We start from the raw sequence: 18,449 nt of genomic DNA, 5'->3' as shown, positions 1-18,449 counted from the left end.
CCCTCTCCCGACCCCCTCTCACCGGCACCTGACGTATGACGAAGCAAGTTGCCTGCCAGCCGGCTGAAGCGCGGTGACATACGAAATATCATATATGTGTTTTTCCATATATCAAGTGACACATGCATGACAGTTGGATGACAGTCGGTGCGTGAATCGATGGCAGCGATGGAGAGCGAATGAAGGTTGAATGGAGGGTGAATGAAGCGCGATCTGAGTGTCGCTTGGCTCGGTGTACCAGCGGGTAGGCGGTCACACCATCGCCACTGTTGCGCAAACGGCACGCATATGTTGCCTGGCCTCAAAAGCGAATGCGCTTGCGAACAAAAGTCGAGCAGCGTTAGTGTGTGCCCATCAAGCACACCAAGTGCCCTTTTGAATTACGCATCCCTCGTGATGCACAGGAGAGACAAATGGCGGATTTCGCACAAGTCGTCGATAGCAACTACACCCAGGAAGTCATCGAGAGCGAGCAGCCGGTGCTGGTCAAGTTCTGGGCACCGTGGTGCGGCCCGTGCAAGATGCTCGACCCGATCGTCGAATCCATCGCCGAAGAACAGGGTGATGCCCTCAAGGTCGTCGCCATCAATGTCGATGATGCACCGGACCTCGCCGCCCAGAATGGCGTCCGCGGCCTGCCGACCATCGCGCTGTTCAAGTCCGGCGAGAAGCTCGAAGCCCTGACCGGCGTCCAGCCGAAGGAAAACTTCGATGCCATGATCTCGCGTCACGCCTGATCGAATCGGCCTCTGGCCGCAAGGCACTGACGCTGAAATGATAAACGCCCTCCATGAGGGCGTTTTTTTGGTCTGCACGGTGCTTTAGGTTACTCTATGCCCATGATTTTTCAGGCAATTATCGTCATCGAGAAATCCCTGCCTTCAAGTTTTCGCTCATCGCGACAGTAACACCAGCATTACCACGACAAGGAAACATTGATGCCTGACCCCGTCCGTTCGACCCGACATCTGGGCATGGTCGCCCTGCTTACCGGCCTGCTGACGGGCTGCGCCAACGGCCATACGACCCTGCCGGCCACTACCTCAGCGCTCAAGGCCGGGCCTGCCTACGGTGAAATGCGCTCGGTCGCCGTCATGCAGATTCGCCCCGGCAATGTGGCGGTGACGCCTAATGGACAGGTCTTCGCCACCATCCACCCGATGGATGGGGATCACGACGTGCAGCTGGTCGAGATCACCGGCCAGAACAGCTATCGCGCCTGGCCCTCCCCCGCCTTGCAGACACATGCCGGCCGCTACAGCGACGCCACCATCGATTCCCCGCTGGGCATCTATCAGGATGGCCAGGGCGGTCTATGGATCACCGACATGGGGCTGCATCTGGGCAAGACCCGCCTGTGGGGCTTCGATATTGCCTCGGGCAAGCTGATCACCAAGCTGACTCTGCCTGCGAATATCGCCCCCGAGGGCAGCTTCGTGCAGGACCTGGCAGTGGACCGCAGCCGTGGCGTGGCCTATCTGGCAGACATCGCCAATCCGGGCTTGATTACCGTTGACCTGGAGAGCGGCGAGGCCACCCGCTTCAGCGAGCACCCGGCGCTTGAGGCAGAACCCGGTGCCACGCTCAAGATCGATGGCAGGGACGTCCAGTTCAATGGCAAGCCTGCCAAGGTCGGCGTCGATCCGATCACCCTGTCCGGCGATGGCGAGACTGTCTTCTTCGGCGCCATGACCGGTCACAGCTGGTACAGCGTACCGGCCAGACTGCTGCGCGAAGGCGCCGATTACGCCACCATTGCCGCCGCCATCACCCGCGTCGGCGACAAGCCCGTTTCCGACGGCGCAGATACCGCCGGGGGCATCCACTACTTCACCAACCTCAATCAGCATGGGCTGGATGTACTGGGCGCCGATGGCAAACTGACGCCGCTGGTGCGCGATGAGCGTCTCGACTGGCCGGATGGCGTGCGCATGGCAGCCGACGGCTGGCTCTATGTCACCGTCAACCAGCTCGACAGCACGCCGCCCTTCAATGACGGCAAGGACAGCGGCCAGGCGCCGTACCGTATCTTCAAGGTCTGGCCGGTCGATAATTGAGTCGATAATTGAGACGGCTATAAAGAGGTCCATCGAGTCGACCCTCCGAACGACAACGCCCGCATTCCTTGGTCAGGAGTGCGGGCGTTGTCGTTTCTCCCCCCTGTTGAAACCCTGCTGGACACTTGCAGGAGGACTGAACAATACTGACGACAAACAAACGTTTGAATTTGCACTGATCAGCATCGTGTCAAGCCAGCCCAGTGACAAGCCCAGCCCAAAATAAAAAGAGACCAGATCGCCATGACCGAACGCTTGCCGGATACCTGCCCCACCACTGCCAGTGCGCTTTCAACAGCGCCACAGAATCACGACACGGCACAACACCCCGCCCGCTCAAATGGTGAACACGAGTGCGAGATTGCGGCGGCAGACGGCTATCCCCTCGCGGCGAGCGTGCATGAGCCTGACCTGCATCCCGCCAGCGTAAAGGGCGTCGTCCTTCTCCACCCCGCCACTGGCGTGCCGCAGTCCATCTATCGCGCCTTCGCGCAGGCGCTGGCCAGCCGCGGCTTCCATGTGGTGCGCTACGACTATCGCGGCATCGGCCGCTCGGCGCCTCACACACTCCGTGGCTTAGCCGCCAGCATGTCCACCTGGATCGATCAGGATGTCGAGGGCGTGACCCACTGGGCCGCACAGCGCTGGTCAGAGTTGCCGCTTCTGGCAGTGGGCCACAGCATCGGTGGTCACGCCGTGGGCTTGAGTGACTCGAGTCGCCTGCTGAGTGCCGCGGCGCTGGTCGCCTCCCACGCAGGCTGCCTGCATTTCATCAAGCCGCTTGGCGAGCGCCTGCGGGTCACGGCCCTGCTCAAGGTGATCGGTCCACTGACGTCGCACACCCTTGGCTATGTGCCGGGGCGGCGGCTCGGCATCGGCGAAAATCTGCCCCGCGGCGTCGCCCTTGAGTGGAGTCGCTGGACCAGCCTGCCACGCTACTTCTTCGATGATCCCTCCATGCACGCAGAACGCCGTTTCGCCAGAGTCACCCAGCCATTGCTGGTATTGGGCTTTGACGATGATCCCTGGGCGACGGCCCCCGGCATTGATCTGCTGACCGGCTATTTCACGCAAGCAACATTGGAGCGCCATCAGATCGACCCTCGCCAACACGCTACGGGGCCCATCGGGCATATGGGGTTCTTTCGCCGCCAGCATCGTGACAGCCACTGGCCGCTGGTGATCGACTGGCTGGAACGCCAGGCAGCCGCCGCTCGGAAGGAATGAAGCCGCCAATACGAGTTCCATGGCCGCAATACGCAAGACGGCAGCCCGAGGGCTGCCGCTGTATTTTTCACTGAACTTCTTAACCCCCTAGCCATTACTAATGAGAATGCTCTCCCTCCAGTAGAGATAAGGGGCTAGATCATGTAAGGAGTAGAGTATTTTCATGCTACCACCATCTATCCAAGCTCTAGACTATCCCGTTCATAGGGGCAGGAATGCAATCAAAAATCATAATAAAAGCTGATTACGATCTTCATTAATTAGTCGAAGCACATTCTTTAGTATAACATGATGGACTGAAGAAAATTTTATCGCCATAGTGGAACCTGTACGGCTTATAAATGGAAGCCAGTGAGCTCTTGTTATGTTTCCATCTGCACTCGGTCGAGTAAAACCAGCATCTCATGACAATATCCGACCCTCATCTAAAACTAGTAAAAAGCGCTAACTCACAACTCAGCACATTTAAACAAAATATGGGAGCCAAAGATGAAAATTCTAGATAACGAAAGGTCATATATTGAGACTGCATTAGCTAACCTTAGCATCCAAACGAATAAAGCTATTAATGAGAAATGCTTCAAAGGCTTTGTAGTTATGCTCCCTGACTCAGATGAATATCTTGCTATACATGAGAAGAAATCGAGTAACACAGCCTACAAATGGGTTACAAGCCAACCAAGCTCAGCTGTGATATATCAGCGTTTAATTAAGGCGCGCCGTGTTGCGCAGGATAAAGAGGGTGCTATCGTTGCTATGATTTTTGAGGACACACAGCAGATTTACGTAGTCGAAACTTAAATAATTTTCTAGTATAGCCACGCAAGCAAAAAACCAAGAAAACTAGCCCAGCTTTAAGACACTAACATGATTCAACAATTTCATTTATGTGTCAATATACAATAAGTATAAACCAAAAGATATATCGTAATAACTGAGGAGCTTATCAATAGTGGATTTCTTAGAAGATTATATGAATATTAACGACAATGCTTGTTTTTTATGTGGGTCAATACACCAAAGTCAGATCACAAAAGAACATGTATTTCCAAAGTGGATGCTAACCAAATATAATATATGGGACAAAAAACTTCAATTACTTAATGGTACCTTATTACCCTACAGGCAGCTACTGGTGCCATGCTGCAAAAATTGTAATAGTGGCGCTTTAGCAACATTAGAAAGAGAGATTTCTGTAAGCATCGAAGAAGGTTATAAATCAGCAAGCAACCTAAATCATTATCAATGGTACTTATGGGTTGGAAAAATATTCTATGGTATTCTTAGAAAAGAAGTAACCCTCTTGAAAGATAGAGCTAAATTAGACTCTGGCACCATCATAAGCAATGAGTTACTGAGAGCGTACTCTGAACTTCATTATTTCCTTCAAGGAGTACTAGGTAGGCATGAATTTAACAACATACTTCCATATAGCGTATTAATCGTTAACGTACATGGTGAAGACTTCTTTTTTAGAGATAACCTCTACCCAGGTGCATGCCTTTTAAAGATAGGCACCATAGGCTTAATAGTTACATTCTTTGATGGAGAGAACGTAAGTAAATTTCTAAACGGTTTGATTAAAAAGATACGCAAAGAAAAACTCAATGAAATACAATTTTGTGAGTTATATGTAAGGTGCTTGGACATATCGGCAAGAAGCTCGCCGCTAAAATATATGCATACGAAATCTATTGATGACAGCATGAATCTCACTTACATCTTTGAATCTCCTTATGTTTCAGAATTCAATGCAAGCAACTATTTATGTGTAATGAATGATGTTTTTAAAAGCCTGCCTTACTATAATGAAGAGTTCTTTAAAACCTTACCAAAGGACATGATCCCAAGCTATATATTCAATGACAAAGGGGGGTTCAACAGCAACAACCCACTACTATAAAACTCAATCAACAATTAATTAACCAAGAGTTAAGTACCGAAAAATCATCGACCAAGAAATAAAGCTTTAGAGGTATACTATTGAACCCTTTAGCCACTTGCCTTTACTATTAAAATCTTTAGGATAACCATATCTAGACCTATCAGAAAAATCAATTAACACCTGCTAACATTATTGCTGGCATTTTTAATTTACCTTTTGCGGTCATAACAACAAGCATGCCATATCCTTTCAATCGGAAATAATGATGAACAAGATAAATACCAATCTAGTTACCAGATCATGACATTCACGAGAGTCAGTCCAAGGACCGGCCACTCACAGCGTCAGGCGGGTGGCGAGAAACTCGACGAAGGCGCTGATACGCGGCGACAGCGTACTGTTGCGGTAATAGACCGCCTGGATCTGCTCGCGGGGATTGGGACTCTGGATCTGGCCGGGCAACACTTCCACCAGAGCGCCGGTCTTGAGGTCATTGCCCAGCATGAAGCGCGAGATCAGCGCGATACCATGCCCCGCCAGACACAGCTGACGCATGACTTCGCCACTGGTGGTCGGCAGATGAGGTGTCGTGTCAAAGCCCTGTGCGGAACCCTTGAGCGGCCAGCGATTGAGACGACTGGGGGGCAGGAACCCCAGCAGCTGATGGGTCTGCAGCGCGGCAACACTGGACGGCACACCATGCTCGGCCAGATAGGCAGGGCTTGCGACCAGATGCAGCGTGGAGCGCCCCAGCACCTTGGCGTGCAGCGTGGAGTCATCCAGCTCGCCGATGCGGATGGCCACATCGGTACGCTGTTCCAGCAGGTTGATGATGTCATCGGCCGCTGACAGCTCCAGCGCGATGCCGGGATAGCTGCGGGAGAACTCCGCGACCAGCGGTACCAGCTGATGCAGCACGAAGGGGCTCGCGGCATCGACACGCAGCCTCCCGCTGGGCTGAGCGCGCTGCTGCAACAGGGCCTCTTCGGCACTGCCGAGCAGCAACAAGCCCTCACGTACGCGCTCGACGAAGCCGCGCCCCTCATCGGTCAGTGCCACGCTGCGTGTGGTGCGATTCAACAGCGGCGTTTCCAGCTCACCCTCCAGGCGCTGGATGGCCCGCGATACCTTGGCCACCGGAATGTTCAACCGATTGGCGGCGGCGCTGAAGCCCCCGCTATCCACCACGGCCAGTAGCAACTCGAGGTCATCCGAACGGCTGCGCATGCTGTGATCTCCTTGAAAGTGCAAGATGCATGGTCCCATGCATCTTTGCAGAAATCACAATAATCATCCGCATCATGATCGCTTCTGCAATATGGCTTGCCGATCAAATCACTCAGCAAAAGGATGTCACCTAGAGCCCACCACGGCGGCGTTCGCCGGGGCGCAGCATCCTGACCCGTGCCTTGGGGGTGCGCCGCGGCAATGTCGGAGGCGCCGGCGGTGTCTCCAGCTGACCCGAGGGCGAAACATCACTGGCACCGATCGAGCCGCCCAGCGTCGTCGCGAATTCCGAGCGCTGACGAGATCTGCCATCTGGCGCGGCGTGCACGCCCTCGCGACTCTCCCCGCCCGTGCCCGCTGCCCCCGACGGGGCCTGATCATGCCTCTGACCACTGTCTTGCGAAGCCAGCGGGGGGGGCGGAATGATCACCCAGGCAAAGGTCGGCAAGGTCAGATGCCAATAGATCGCCGGCAGGCGAATCGCCAGTATCAGCAAGATGGCAGCGCCAGTGGCCCACGCCAGGCCAACACCCGCCTCGAGAAGCGCGATATAGAGAATGCCACCCGCCAGCGATGCCGAGGCATAGATTTCCTGACGCAACACCATCGGCACACGACGTGCGAGCACATCGCGGATCATGCCACCCGCCACGCCGCTCATGGTGCCCATCAAGACGGCCACGATGCCATCCACGCCCAGCATGCGCGCTTTGTGTGCGCCCAACACCGTAAACAGCGCCAACCCGAAGGCATCGGTGACCGGCAGAAAAACCCGCGTCAGGCGGTGGATATAATGAAAGCCGAGCGTCGCCACCATTACCGTCAACAGGATGACCCACAGATAGATCGGCTGCTCGACCCAGAACACCGGGCCGATTCCCAGCACGAGATCACGCAGCGTACCGCCGCCGATACCAGTCACCGCGCCCAGCACCAGCATGCCGATCGGGTCCATGCGTGAACGGCACGCCACGACGACACCGGTCAGGGCAAAGATCATTACACCGGCCAGATCGAGCCAGGTTATCCAGTTCATTCTCGTGAAGCCTCCTGCAGTGCGCTGGCGTGCGCATGAAACAATGGCGTGTATGCTTGTCGCGAACCCTGATGGCACCCTCTGCCAAGTCGTCTGCTGCGATGGCGTTTCGGCGCAGCGGCGCGATAATACTCCCTTTTGCGGCTCTTTTTGCGTCCTCAACATCGTCCGTGCCGCCTTGAAGGAGCGCAGGATGATGACCCGCCTCAGGGCGTGGCCTGACCACGGCGAGCAGTCGCGCTGGGCGGCTCACCGAATCGTTGGCGATAGGCACGCGAGAAGTGCGCCAGATGCGTGAATCCGACGCCGAGGGCCGCCTGGGAGACGCTGCGACTGCTGTCGGCCAATACGCACCGTGCATGATCCAGGCGCATGCCGAGATAGCGCTGCTTGGGCGTTTCCTCAAAATGCGCCATGAACAGACGCGTCAACTGGCGCTGGGATTGGCCGACCAGACGGCAGATGTCGGGGATCGAGAGCACCTGGGCAAGATTGGCCTCCATCACGGCCAGCGCCTTGACCACACTGCGTGGCAGCGAATCGTCTCGAGTGCTGACAGCAGCAGGCGACGCCATATGCCCGCGCTGATGCACCAGCTGCCGCCCGACGGCGTCCGCCAGCGACGGTCCGTACAGAAACTCGATCCACGCCAGCATCATGTCGATACTGGCCGCGCCGCCAGAGCCCGTCAGCCGCTCGCCCTGCCATTCATAGTCGGCCTGACTGATCTCGAGTTGAGGAAATTCCTCGCGAAAGGCCGGCACGCTCTCCCAGTGCAGGGCGACCCGATGACCGGCGAGCACACCGGCGCGCGCCAGAATGAAGGGGGCGGTATCCAAGCCTCCCAACCAGGCGCCGTGGGCTGCCAGATGGCGAATCACGCCACGCGCCTGGCTGCCGACGCTGACTTCCGGCCCGTAGGATGACACCACCATCAAGCGCGTCTGCGCCCCACTCTGGCCACCCGACTGCGTCTCATTGACCAGAGACGACAAGGCGCTATCAACATCGATGCGCACGCCATTGCTGGCCACGACAGCCTCGCCATCACTTGACAGCAGACGCCAGGCGAACAGCGGCCGTCCGAAGCGATTGGCAACCCGTAGCGGTTCCAGCAGGCAGAACAACGTCAACATCGAGAAGCGCGGCACCAACCAGACATTCAGCGTGTGCTCGGCAGCCCCCGGCGCCAGCAGCGGCGGTGAATCCGGGCGCGGATACGGCGCAGAGAGAGGCTCCGACGCCGACGCTAGAGGAGGCATGCGGGATGGCGCGGGCTGTTCAGCAGCTTCTGAGGCTTCAGACGGTTCTGACAATTCAGACCGTACTGAAAGCCCAGAGGATTCAGAGGGGACGGGCTGCGGTTCAGACATGAGGCAAATTTCATCAACCTGTGGCCATTTGCCTCAACCTTACCCGTGTCAGGCACGGGAGGTAAGTGGCACAGGGTTGAGACAGGTCACACCGGCTGAAACATGATGCTGCACCCCGCTCACAGGCAGGGTGCAGCATCAGGCGTTGGATCATTCCCCATCACTATCGCGAGATGCAGTTGTGAGATGCAGTTGCGATGCTCAGTCGTGCTTCTCTGCTGCGGCCTCAGTCGTGATCCCGGGTGTTGATCATCGCGCCGAGTGATTCGAGGCCTCGAGGCCGACTGAGCGAGGCAATACCTGTTCAGTCTCGCTGCCGTCTGGCTTGGGAGGCGCAACCTCCTGCTTCTTACGCGCGGATTGCAACAGGATGACGCCTACCAGAATGATCGCCATTGCCATCAGGTCGAGTCCGCGTATGGGCTCCCCTATCAGCAGCACTCCGATGATGACGGCGACCACCGGGGGCAGGTAGGTCACGCCAGAGGCCTTGATCGCGCCAAGTTCGCCGACGATGAAGTAATAAAGCACATAGGCTACGCCGGTTCCCAACACCCCGAGGCCGATTACCAGCCCGGTCAAGGCAACACCGTCGTTGCTCAGCGCCAGGATACCCTCAAGATCGATGACAGCGAGCAGCAGCAGAGTGGCAATCCCCGTCTGATAGGTAGCCAGGGCCAGCGAAGGAATCGCCAACGGCATCACGAAGCGCTTGGCATAGACGAATGACAAGCCGACACACATCGCGCCGCCGAGCATGGCGGCCACGCCCGCCAGCGAGACGTCTGCCTGCAAGCCCTGCCATGGGCGGGCAATCAGCGCGATACCGATGATGCCGAGCAAGGTGGCGGTGATCGAACGTGCATTGATCGGCTCGTTGCGCAGGAACAAGGCCGCCGCCACGAAGGTGAAGAGCGGGATGGCGCCACTGAGCATGCCCGCGACACTCGACAGCAATACCGAACTGCCATAGGCGAATGCCAGGTAGTACAGCGCCGTCGCCAGCAGGGCCATGACAACGAAGTGGTGCAGATGGCGCCAGTGCGCCCGGTGTAGAACGCCCTGGCAGGCAGCATAGAGGGCCAGGGGGATGAAGCCTGCCACGACACGCAGCAGGGTCACCTGACCCGGGGTGATCCACTCCGCCGCCCATTTCATGAACAGGAAGTTGCTGCCCCAGATGGTACCGAGCGCCAGAAAGGCAAGATGTGCCGAGAATCGTGAGCGAGGCATGGAGTACTCCTTGTGGCGAGGATACTTGGGGAGCCAACCACATGGCGCCCTTAGCGATAGCGCCGTATGAGGCCGATAGCGCCATGTGGGACCGATAACGCCATGTTTGGCCGATAGCGCCATGTTCGGCTGTGCTCCGCGTCGCGACAAGCGGGCATTATTTGCATTACCCTGTAGAAAATCTTCACTCTCGTGCCATTAGGCAACACACGCGGTGCGCCGGCTTCCCGCTCAGATAGCGTGCTGGCGCCGGAGGGGCATCGTCGCCCTCGGCCGGCCAAGCGCCCATGGCGCTTAACATGAGCATGCCTCTGAGCATGAGCAAGATATGCGCCTGAACATGAGCACGCCCCTGAACGTGAGCAAGAACATGAGCAAGAACCTGAACACGAAACTGCGCCTGGGCGCGCTGCCGGCCTTTGATGCGGCAGCGCGCCATCTCAACTTTCGCCGCGCGGCGCAAGAGTTGTCGCTCACCCAGAGCGCCGTGGCGCAGCGTGTACGCGAGCTGGAAACACAGCTTGGAGTAAAGCTTTTCCATCGTCTCCCGCGTGGTCTGGCATTGACTCACGCAGGCCAGCGCTTTCATGAGCAGATCGCCCTGGCGCTGGGCAACATCGACAAGGCCGTGCGCGATGCCAGCCATGACCCCGCTGACACCACCCTGTCATTGAGCGTACCGCCCTCCTTTGCCGCCAAGTGGCTGATGCCCCGTCTGGCAAGCTTTCGCCACGCACATCCCGAATGGCAACTGCGGGTACACGCAAGCGAGGGACTTTCGAATCTGCATCAGGACGGGATCGATCTCGCCATTCGTCAGGGCTATGGCCAGCATGACGCCGGACTCAAGGCGATATGGTTGACGGGGCTTGAGCGTATCGCCGTCTGCAGTCCCGGCTATCGGGAACATCTGGGCGAACGGCTGGATAGGCTCGATATGCGCGGGTGCGTATTGATCGAGGACAGCCATCAGGGGTGGCATACCTTTGCGGCGCACTTCTCGGGGCTTGAGAAGGCCGATCGCCTCTGGGTCAATCACACCAGTCTCGCGATCGATGCCGCTCTGGCGGATCAGGGTATCGCACTGACACCGCGCCTGATGGCGGCGGAAGGCATCGCGAAGGGGCAACTGGTCACTCTGTGTGGCCTGCCGGATCAGGGCCAGGGATTCTATCTGGTCTACCCCGGCGCACGGGCGCATCAGGCAGAGCAGATCATGCTGCCGTGGCTTCGCCAGCAGCTGGGGCTGTCACACGAGACGTGAGCGCACGCCCCCTTGGGCTCTTGTCCCAGACACCGTGACACCACCACGACGACACCCCGACGCTAGCCGGCGAAGGCTCGGCCCAGCGCCTGCTGATCCTGCTGAGCAAACAGCTCGCAGCGATCTCGTCCCGAGGCCTTGGCACGATAAAGCGCCTCATCCGCCTGCTTGAGGATGGTCTCGAAGCTGCAGCCCTGGCCGGAGCCGGCGGCAGAGACCCCGATGCTGATGGTGGCGATGCCATGGCGTGAACTCCCCCCATGCGGTAGCGCCAGGTCGCGAACATGGCGGCGAATCTCTTCTGCGCGCGCCAATGCCTGTTGCGGCGTACAGGATGGCAGCAGCACCACGAACTCCTCGCCCCCGAAACGCGCCACGATATCGACATCGGGGTGCACGCTTTCAAAGATGGCCGTCGCGATACGCTTGAGGCACAGGTCCCCTTTCACGTGGCCGTAGTGGTCGTTGTAGGCCTTGAAATGGTCGACATCGATCATGGCCACGCCGTATTGAAGCCGACTGTCGACCTGCTTGCCGAGCAGGGAGCTCACGAGGCTGTCGAAGTGGCGCCGGTTATAGACTTCGGTCAAGGGATCGATCGAGGCCAGGCGTCGGAACTCTTCATTCTTCTCGGTGAACTCCTCGACCCTGAGCTGCTCTCGCAGCAACAACAGGTAGGAAAGGCGCTCGGCCTTTTCGCTGCGCAGATTGGAAATGATCGAAAACAGCGTGATGGACAGAAACACCATCAACGCCATGAAACCCGCCGAGGCATAGGGCGCAGGATGGGCATTGACCAGATACAGCATCACGCCGAAATGGAAGGCCGAAGAGCACAGGGCATACCAGAAGCGCAGCTGAAACAGGACATTGCCCACCAGCACGATAAGGCCGAGTGCGAACAGGTCGAGGAAGGAATGTGGCGAGACTGACAACTGGATCAAGAGGGCCGTGAAGATCATCGCGAAGCACACCAGCGCAGTCATCAACATCTCACGCAGTACCGGCGAGACACCCCGCTTGAGCATGTAGATGCAGATCAGGGCGATGGGCGTCATGACCCCGACGCGAATGACGATGGCCTCCAGCATGTGGTCTGGGCGAAAGCGCCAGTCATTGAGCAGAAACAGCACATAGATACTGATCGCCACCGCGCCCATGCAGGCAAGCTTGTGGCTGCGCGCGACATGGATATCGTGCTCGAAGCGCGCTTCTATCTCGGCCGGGAAATGCACTCCCAGACCGCCCTCACGCTGTATCTGTCTGTCCACCTGCACCATCAGATCATTCATTCACGTCCCCTCCCTTGAGGACAGCCAATCAATGATCTCACTCTATACAAGGCGACACGGATCAATAAGCGCTCGGGCGCAAACGTGACAATCGTTCACAACCTTGTCAAACGCTTGTCCAAATTTCAGACAACTGTTTGGTCGAGCCAAACGCTCGACTTTCAGAGCGGAGTGACGCCCCCTACATTACTCCGCCATGACCTCTCTTGCTGCCTATCAGCGCTTGAGACTCCAGGGGGCGGCGATGCGGAAGAAGCGCAACGTCACCGCCTCATCCACCGGCCGGGTCAGCAATGATACCAGCACGAAGACCGGCAGGTTGAGCATCAGCCCCCAGAAACCGGCATGCAGGCCCAGCGGATGCGGCCATACGACGGTAAACAGCACCGTGACCATAAAGCCAGCGCTGATGCCGCTGATGACACCTGCCGCCGAGGCACGCGGCCAGAAGAACATGCCCAGAAATGCCGGCAAGACCTGAGAGGCAAAGCCCAGCCCGATCAAGAGGATCATCACCAGATTGCCCGGCTCCCAGATCGCCAGGGGTGCCACGATCAGGAACATCACCGGGAAGATCAGCCAGCGCGCCAGCTTGCCAGCGCGTTGGTCATCAAGCTTGAGGCCCGGCTGCAGCACATCACGACTCAGGCTCAGGGCCACCGAGTGAATGAAGGGCTCGCTTGAGGACATCGAGGCCGCCAGCGTGCCCGCGCCCAACAGGCCCACCAGCCAGACCGGCATGTTGGCCATCGCGTATTCGAGCACCACGGTGTCGGCGCGCGCAAGCTCCGGCAGGCTGTAGATACCGATGAAGCCGACCACCACCAGCGGCAGGATCACCACATAATAGGTCGGCAGCCAGCTGGCACTGCGGCGGATGGTGCCGGCGGAGGCGGCGCTCATCCATTGGGTCCAAACCGGCGGCATGAAGGACAGCATCGAGACGATGATCGAGGTGGTCCAGAAGCTGAAGCTCATGTCGCCGCCGGCGCCGGGCAGACGCAGATACTCCGGATGGCTGGCCTCAAGACGCGTGAAAACGCCACTGAAGCCCCATTCGCCGGTGGAGAGATAGGCCGCCCACAGGCCGATTGCCCAGGCAACGACCAGCATCAGCACGCCCTGGAAGGCATTGGTGCGCCCGATGGCGCGCTGGCCGCTGACGAACAGATAGACGGCGATCGCGCTGAGCACCAGCAACACGCCAGCCCAGAGCGGAATGCGCCCGCCGCTCATCACCAGCAGGATGTAGGCCGAGCCGATGGTCTGCAGGACCGCATAGGCGATGGAGGCAATCGACATCACCAGCGCCGACAGCGCGCCAAGCAGAGGGCTCTGATAGCGGTCCGCGATCGCGCTTGCCTGGGTGACATGCCCGAACTGCTCGCCGAACTTCCACACCTTGGGGCCGAAGTACCAGGCCACCAGCGCCAGATAGGCCAGATAGATGGCGACATAGAACACCGGCACGCCCTTGCTGTAGGCCCAGCCCGGCGCACCCATGAAGGTGTAGGCACTGACGCTGCCGGCGGCGATCAACAGATAGAGCGTCACGGGCCCCATCGAGCGGCCGGCGACTCCCCACTGCTCCAGCGTGTCCATGCGGCGGCCACCCCGCGCGCCGAGACCGATGGCCATGGCGAGGACGACATACCCCAGGGTGACCAGCAAGGGCACGCTGTCATGCACGGACGAAAAGGCATGCGGATCAATCACGCGGTGCCTCCGTCTCTTTCGCCAGCGGCCGCTTTTGACAGCGGGTCTGCGCCGTGGCGACGGCGCAACAGGCAATTGCCCAGCAACATCGCGCCACTGCAGGCGAAGATGATCAGGTAACTCCAGATGATCAAGGACGGCATGCCCCACAACAGGGTCTGCTGGTTGATCCAGCCGATCACCGGCCAGATACCCATCACGACCAGCAGCAGGAAGATCACCAGCAGGCTCCAGCCCCGCCAGGTCGAGGGCACGACGAGGCGCGGCAAGGAACAGGGAGTCTCTGCAGCCCGGGCATCAGGCTGAGAGGTAGACGGGGTGTCAGGCGCGGCCAAGACGATCTCCGATGTGAACAGGGAGTGAATGAAAATTCTCGGCGCGCAGTGTAGCCGCTGCGCCCCGCCCTGTGGAGTCACCCTGGTGAATCCCGCTGTTGAGTCGCCCTGTCGAGTCGCCCTGTCGAGTCGCCCTGTTGAATGACGCTGTTGAGTCACCCTGTGGCGCCATGTGACACGAGTTCGAGATGGCGACACGAGCTGACAGGGACAGGCGCTGCAAGGATGGGAGAAAGACGCCATCACCGAACATATTTACGAAAACTGCAAAAGTCTTTCATCATTTCGTGCGTTTATCACAAAGGTATCTCACGGCAGACTGCACAGCATCCAAGACCCACCCATTGCTGATGGAGAACTGCCATGCCCCTTGCCCTGCTGGCGCTGACATTGAGCGCCTTTGCCATCGGGACCACCGAGTTCGTTATCGTCGGACTGGTACCCACCATCGCTCAGGACCTGAGCGTCTCTCTGCCTTCCGCTGGCCTGCTGGTCAGCCTGTATGCCGTCGGTGTCGCCATCGGCGCCCCCGTGCTGACCGCCATGACCGGCCGCTTCAATCGCAAGCTGGTACTGCTGGGACTGATGGCGCTGTTCATCGCCGGCAACCTGCTGGCCTGGCAGGCACCCAGCTATAGCTCGCTGATCACGGCGCGCATCCTGACTGGCCTGGCCCACGGGGTCTTCTTCTCCATCGGCTCCACCATCGCGACAAGCCTGGTGAGCAAGGACAAGGAAGCCAGTGCGATCGCCATCATGTTTACCGGCCTGACCGTGGCACTGGTCACCGGCGTGCCGCTGGGCACCTGGATCGGTCAGCACTTCGGCTGGCGCGCCACCTTCCTTGTGGTCTCGGTCCTCGGCGTACTGGCATTGATCGGCAGCGCCATCCTGGTGCCCAACAATCTCAAGAAGAGCGTACCGGCCACCTTCGCCCAACAGCTCAAGGTTCTGACCCATCCGCGCCTGCTGCTGGTCTACCTGATCACCATTCTCGGCTACGGCGGCACCTTCACGGCCTTCACCTACTTGGCCCCGCTGCTGCAGGACGTCAGTGGCTTCAATGAAGGCGCCATCAGTCTGATCATGCTGGTCTACGGTATCTCGGTCGCCATCGGCAACATCCAGGGCGGCAAGCTGGCCGACCGCATGGGTCCGATCCGCGCCCTGACCCTGATTTTCGGTGGCCTGATCGTCATCCTCGGCGTGCTGACCTTCACTGCCGCCAACCCGATCACCGCCGTGATCACCATCCTGATCTGGGGTGCCTTCGCCTTCGGCAACGTGCCGGGCCTGCAGGTCTACGTCGTGCAGCAGGCCGAACGCTTCGTGCCGCAGGCCGTTGATGTGGCCTCCGGCCTCAACATCGCCGCCTTCAACATCGGCATCGCGCTGGGCTCCATCGTCGGTGGCCAGGTGGTCTCCGGGATGGCACTGACCGACACCGCCTGGATCGGCGCGCTGATCGTCACCGCCGCCCTGCTGCTGACCCTGCTGGCCGGTCGCCTCGACAAGCGTCACGCGTCTTCCATCGCGACCGCCTGATCCGCCGCGAAGCCTCCCGCCATCACGACGTGCCCCCGATTCCGACAGCTCAGCCTGCTGGCTCGGGGGCACCGTCGTCTACTCACCTGCTTGCTGAAGGAGTCCACCATGATCTCCCCGTCCCGTCCGCTGGATCGCCTCACCCAAGGCCCCCTGACCCTGGGCGTCGAACTGCCCCTCGACAATGACTGGGTCCGCACTGACAGAGCCCCCTCCACGCCCTTCGGCGTGCCTGACATGCGCGCCCATGCCGAGCTGATCGGCCAGGTCGACAGGCTCGGCTTCCGCGCCGCCTGGTTGCGTGACGTGCCACTGTTCGACCCCGCCTTCGGCGATGCCGGTCAGGTCTTCGAGCTGTTCACCTACCTGGGCTATCTGGCCAGTCACACCGACAACCTGCTGCTGGGCACTGCCGCCGCGGTGCTGCCGCTGCGCCAGCCGTGGCTGGTGAGAAAGGCCGCCGCCAGCGTGCAGGCCCTGAGCGAAGACCGTCTGCTGCTTGGCGTCGCCAGTGGCGACCGACCAGCGGAATACCCGCTGTTCGGCGAGGAGTTCGCGACCCGTGGTGCCGCCTTCCGTCACGCGGTGGACATCATCAAGGGCCAGGCGGACGACGCCCTGAGCGAAGGCCAGGCCATCCTGCCTGCCGCGACGCGTCCGCCGCTGTTGAGCGCCGGGCTCTCCCAACAGACGCCCGAGTGGATCGGTCGCGAGATGGACGGCTGGCTGGCCTACCCGGGCACGCCGGAGGATCACATCCGTCGCGTGGCGCTCTGGCGTCAGGTCGCCGGCGACAAGCCCTACGTCAGTTTCATCCACCTCAATCTGGAAGAGGATCCGCACGCCCCGGTGCGTCGTCATCGCTTCGGGTTGTCGAGTGGCCGCCTTGCCCTCATGGAAGAACTGTCGGCCATGCAGGATGCCGGGGTGAATCACATCGGCTTCCACCTGCGTCGCAATCGCCGCCCGCTCACGGAAACCCTCGAGGAACTGGGCCGTGAGGTGCTGCCGCACTTCTCATGAGGGCGCAAGGGTTGCACTGATCTGCCCGGCTGGCTGAGCGCACTGGCAAGCCGGGCGGGTCGCGCGACCTGCCCCCGCCATGGCGGAAAGGATTCACCGTTCACGCTGCAAGGAGATCCCATGTCAGATTCTACAGAGACCACCACCCAGCAAGACATCAGTCACAGCGCCACCCGGGCACCCGCCTGGGTATGGCAAGGCCCGGGCGAGCCTGAGGCGCTCGAGCAGTCAGAGGTGGACATCGGCGCCCCGGGAGACGACGAGGTACTGGTCGCCACGCGTGCCATCGGCCTCAATCCCGTCGACTGGAAGTTCATGGCGATGGACAGCGAGCTGTGGCAAGCCGGCCAGATTCCCGGCGTCGATGCCTCCGGCGAGGTGATCGCCTGCGGTGCCAATGTCCGCCACGTATCGCCGGGCGATCGCATCGCGGTCCACACCACCCTGGCGGGGCCGGGCACCTTCAGCAAACGCCTGCGTGTCCCGGCGCGCGCCGTGATGCGCCTGCCCGTCACCCTGGGCTTCAATGACGCCGCCGCCTTCCCGTGCCCGGCACTGACCGCCTGGCTTGCCATCGACAAGCTGCCCGTCAAGGCCGGGCGACGCCTGCTGATCACCGGCGCCTCCGGCAGCGTGGGCCGCTGGTTGATCCAGCTGGCCAGACAGCGCAACTTCCACGTCATTGGCGTTGCCTCCGAGAAGCGCCACGCGGACCTCAAGGCGCTGGGCGCCGACGAGACGCTTGCGGACGCCGAGCAGCTGGACGCGCCGGTCTTCGCCGTGATCGATACCGTCAATGGTGATCACGCCCACAAGATGACCCGCCATCTGGGGGCCAATGGCCATATCGTATGCATCCAGGACCGCCTGGAGCAGGCGGCCGCGCCGGCCTTCGATCGCGCCATCTCGCAGCACGAAGTCGCGCTGGGTGCGCTGCACTGGGCGGGCGACGACGAAGACTGGGCACGTCTGGTCGAGGCGGGTGAAGGTCTGCTCGAAGCGATCGCCGATGGCTCCATGAACCAGCCGGCGCCCTGCATCGAGCCGTTCACGGCGCTGCCGGCCTGCCTCGCCGAACTGAAGAGTGGTGAGCGTCGCGCCCTGAAATTCGTGATCACGGCCAACGAATGAGCCGCATGGCGGGCGGCGCAGGATTGTTGCGCAACCGGCACATGACTGATGCGTAGGCACGCCATTGTCGCGCCAGTTTCACAGCCCCAGTAAACACGACACAAC

Annotated in this window: 15 protein-coding genes and 1 pseudogene; 9 read left to right on the top strand and 7 right to left on the bottom strand. The window is 59.8% G+C overall.

Annotated elements, in window-relative coordinates; translation table 11 throughout:
* Positions 1 to 413 precede the first annotated feature (413 nt).
* From trxA to AOG28_RS18350, 5 genes are all read left to right on the top strand, one after another.
* Positions 414 to 737: a thioredoxin gene (gene trxA, locus AOG28_RS16385; protein ID WP_054557199.1), complete on the top strand. Its 324-nt coding sequence runs from the start codon at positions 414 to 416 to the stop codon at positions 735 to 737.
* A 201-nt stretch (positions 738 to 938) separates the two neighbouring features.
* Complete coding sequence (locus AOG28_RS16380; protein ID WP_054557198.1) at positions 939 to 2,057, top strand: L-dopachrome tautomerase-related protein; 1,119 nt, start codon at positions 939 to 941, stop codon at positions 2,055 to 2,057.
* 243 nt (positions 2,058 to 2,300) lie between these two features.
* The gene (locus tag AOG28_RS16375) at positions 2,301 to 3,284 is read left to right on the top strand and encodes an alpha/beta hydrolase family protein (protein WP_082388917.1); all 984 of its coding nucleotides are present in this window, start codon (positions 2,301 to 2,303) and stop codon (positions 3,282 to 3,284) included.
* Positions 3,285 to 3,773: 489 nt separating this feature from the next.
* Positions 3,774 to 4,085 (top strand): hypothetical protein, encoded by a 312-nt coding sequence (locus tag AOG28_RS16370; protein ID WP_054557197.1) that lies wholly within the window; start codon positions 3,774 to 3,776, stop codon positions 4,083 to 4,085.
* A gap of 151 nt (positions 4,086 to 4,236) precedes the next feature.
* Positions 4,237 to 5,187: a hypothetical protein gene (locus AOG28_RS18350; protein ID WP_152965464.1), complete on the top strand. Its 951-nt coding sequence runs from the start codon at positions 4,237 to 4,239 to the stop codon at positions 5,185 to 5,187.
* 318 nt (positions 5,188 to 5,505) lie between these two features.
* On the opposite strand, the gene AOG28_RS16365 is transcribed toward AOG28_RS18350, so the two are convergent.
* The 4 genes and pseudogenes from AOG28_RS16365 to AOG28_RS16350 form a co-directional block, all read right to left on the bottom strand.
* The gene (locus AOG28_RS16365) at positions 5,506 to 6,396 is read right to left on the bottom strand and encodes a LysR family transcriptional regulator (protein ID WP_054557196.1); all 891 of its coding nucleotides are present in this window, start codon (positions 6,394 to 6,396) and stop codon (positions 5,506 to 5,508) included.
* A gap of 415 nt (positions 6,397 to 6,811) precedes the next feature.
* Positions 6,812 to 7,432 (bottom strand): annotated as a pseudogene (locus AOG28_RS16360) (trimeric intracellular cation channel family protein); the annotation flags it as partial.
* 206 nt (positions 7,433 to 7,638) lie between these two features.
* A complete protein-coding gene (locus AOG28_RS16355) occupies positions 7,639 to 8,694 on the bottom strand; it encodes a GlxA family transcriptional regulator (RefSeq protein ID WP_054557195.1) in 1,056 nt (351 codons plus the stop codon).
* 360 nt (positions 8,695 to 9,054) lie between these two features.
* Complete coding sequence (locus AOG28_RS16350) at positions 9,055 to 10,038, bottom strand: DMT family transporter (protein ID WP_082388915.1); 984 nt, start codon at positions 10,036 to 10,038, stop codon at positions 9,055 to 9,057.
* Between the two features lie 370 nt (positions 10,039 to 10,408).
* Here AOG28_RS16350 and AOG28_RS16345 point away from each other — a divergent pair, with 370 nt between their 5' ends.
* Positions 10,409 to 11,302 carry a LysR substrate-binding domain-containing protein gene (locus AOG28_RS16345; protein WP_160317892.1) on the top strand — a complete coding sequence of 298 codons (894 nt, stop codon included), beginning with the start codon at positions 10,409 to 10,411 and terminating at the stop codon, positions 11,300 to 11,302.
* 62 nt (positions 11,303 to 11,364) lie between these two features.
* Here the strand turns inward: AOG28_RS16345 and AOG28_RS16340 are convergent, their stop codons facing one another.
* The 3 genes from AOG28_RS16340 to AOG28_RS16330 all read right to left on the bottom strand — a co-directional run bounded on the left by AOG28_RS16340 (position 11,365) and on the right by AOG28_RS16330 (position 14,579).
* Positions 11,365 to 12,594, bottom strand: a complete 1,230-nt coding sequence (locus tag AOG28_RS16340) for a GGDEF domain-containing protein (RefSeq protein WP_054557193.1) — start codon at positions 12,592 to 12,594, stop codon at positions 11,365 to 11,367.
* A 216-nt stretch (positions 12,595 to 12,810) separates the two neighbouring features.
* A complete protein-coding gene (locus tag AOG28_RS16335; RefSeq protein WP_054557219.1) occupies positions 12,811 to 14,232 on the bottom strand; it encodes a sodium:solute symporter family protein in 1,422 nt (473 codons plus the stop codon).
* Between the two features lie 74 nt (positions 14,233 to 14,306).
* Positions 14,307 to 14,579 (bottom strand): hypothetical protein, encoded by a 273-nt coding sequence (locus tag AOG28_RS16330; RefSeq protein WP_200906819.1) that lies wholly within the window; start codon positions 14,577 to 14,579, stop codon positions 14,307 to 14,309.
* A gap of 429 nt (positions 14,580 to 15,008) precedes the next feature.
* Here AOG28_RS16330 and AOG28_RS16325 point away from each other — a divergent pair, with 429 nt between their 5' ends.
* From AOG28_RS16325 to AOG28_RS16315, 3 genes are all read left to right on the top strand, one after another.
* Positions 15,009 to 16,190: an MFS transporter gene (locus tag AOG28_RS16325; RefSeq protein ID WP_054557192.1), complete on the top strand. Its 1,182-nt coding sequence runs from the start codon at positions 15,009 to 15,011 to the stop codon at positions 16,188 to 16,190.
* 108 nt (positions 16,191 to 16,298) lie between these two features.
* Positions 16,299 to 17,213 (top strand): TIGR03571 family LLM class oxidoreductase, encoded by a 915-nt coding sequence (locus AOG28_RS16320; RefSeq protein WP_054557191.1) that lies wholly within the window; start codon positions 16,299 to 16,301, stop codon positions 17,211 to 17,213.
* A 120-nt stretch (positions 17,214 to 17,333) separates the two neighbouring features.
* Entirely contained in the window at positions 17,334 to 18,344 is a 1,011-nt protein-coding gene (locus AOG28_RS16315; RefSeq protein WP_054557190.1) for an alcohol dehydrogenase catalytic domain-containing protein, read from the top strand.
* Positions 18,345 to 18,449: the final 105 nt, after the last annotated feature.

The organism is Cobetia sp. UCD-24C (genome assembly GCF_001306765.1).
GTDB lineage: Bacteria > Pseudomonadota > Gammaproteobacteria > Pseudomonadales > Halomonadaceae > Cobetia > Cobetia amphilecti.
This window is presented reverse-complemented; position numbering and strand designations above follow the sequence as displayed.

Bases quoted from the DNA above. Each gene is read 5' to 3' on its own strand.
- AOG28_RS16320 (WP_054557191.1), top strand. From the start codon at position 16,299: ATGATCTCCCCGTCCCGTCCGCTGGATCGCCTCACCCAAGGCCCCCTG.
- AOG28_RS16365 (WP_054557196.1), bottom strand. From the start codon at position 6,396: ATGCGCAGCCGTTCGGATGACCTCGAGTTGCTACTGGCCGTGGTGGAT.
- AOG28_RS16315 (WP_054557190.1), top strand. From the start codon at position 17,334: ATGTCAGATTCTACAGAGACCACCACCCAGCAAGACATCAGTCACAGC.
- AOG28_RS16380 (WP_054557198.1), top strand. From the start codon at position 939: ATGCCTGACCCCGTCCGTTCGACCCGACATCTGGGCATGGTCGCCCTG.
- AOG28_RS16325 (WP_054557192.1), top strand. From the start codon at position 15,009: ATGCCCCTTGCCCTGCTGGCGCTGACATTGAGCGCCTTTGCCATCGGG.
- trxA (WP_054557199.1), top strand. From the start codon at position 414: ATGGCGGATTTCGCACAAGTCGTCGATAGCAACTACACCCAGGAAGTC.
- AOG28_RS16370 (WP_054557197.1), top strand. From the start codon at position 3,774: ATGAAAATTCTAGATAACGAAAGGTCATATATTGAGACTGCATTAGCT.
- AOG28_RS16350 (WP_082388915.1), bottom strand. From the start codon at position 10,038: ATGCCTCGCTCACGATTCTCGGCACATCTTGCCTTTCTGGCGCTCGGT.
- AOG28_RS16375 (WP_082388917.1), top strand. From the start codon at position 2,301: ATGACCGAACGCTTGCCGGATACCTGCCCCACCACTGCCAGTGCGCTT.
- AOG28_RS16335 (WP_054557219.1), bottom strand. From the start codon at position 14,232: ATGGCCATCGGTCTCGGCGCGCGGGGTGGCCGCCGCATGGACACGCTG.
- AOG28_RS16340 (WP_054557193.1), bottom strand. From the start codon at position 12,594: ATGAATGATCTGATGGTGCAGGTGGACAGACAGATACAGCGTGAGGGC.
- AOG28_RS16355 (WP_054557195.1), bottom strand. From the start codon at position 8,694: ATGCCTCCTCTAGCGTCGGCGTCGGAGCCTCTCTCTGCGCCGTATCCG.
- AOG28_RS16345 (WP_160317892.1), top strand. From the start codon at position 10,409: ATGAGCAAGAACCTGAACACGAAACTGCGCCTGGGCGCGCTGCCGGCC.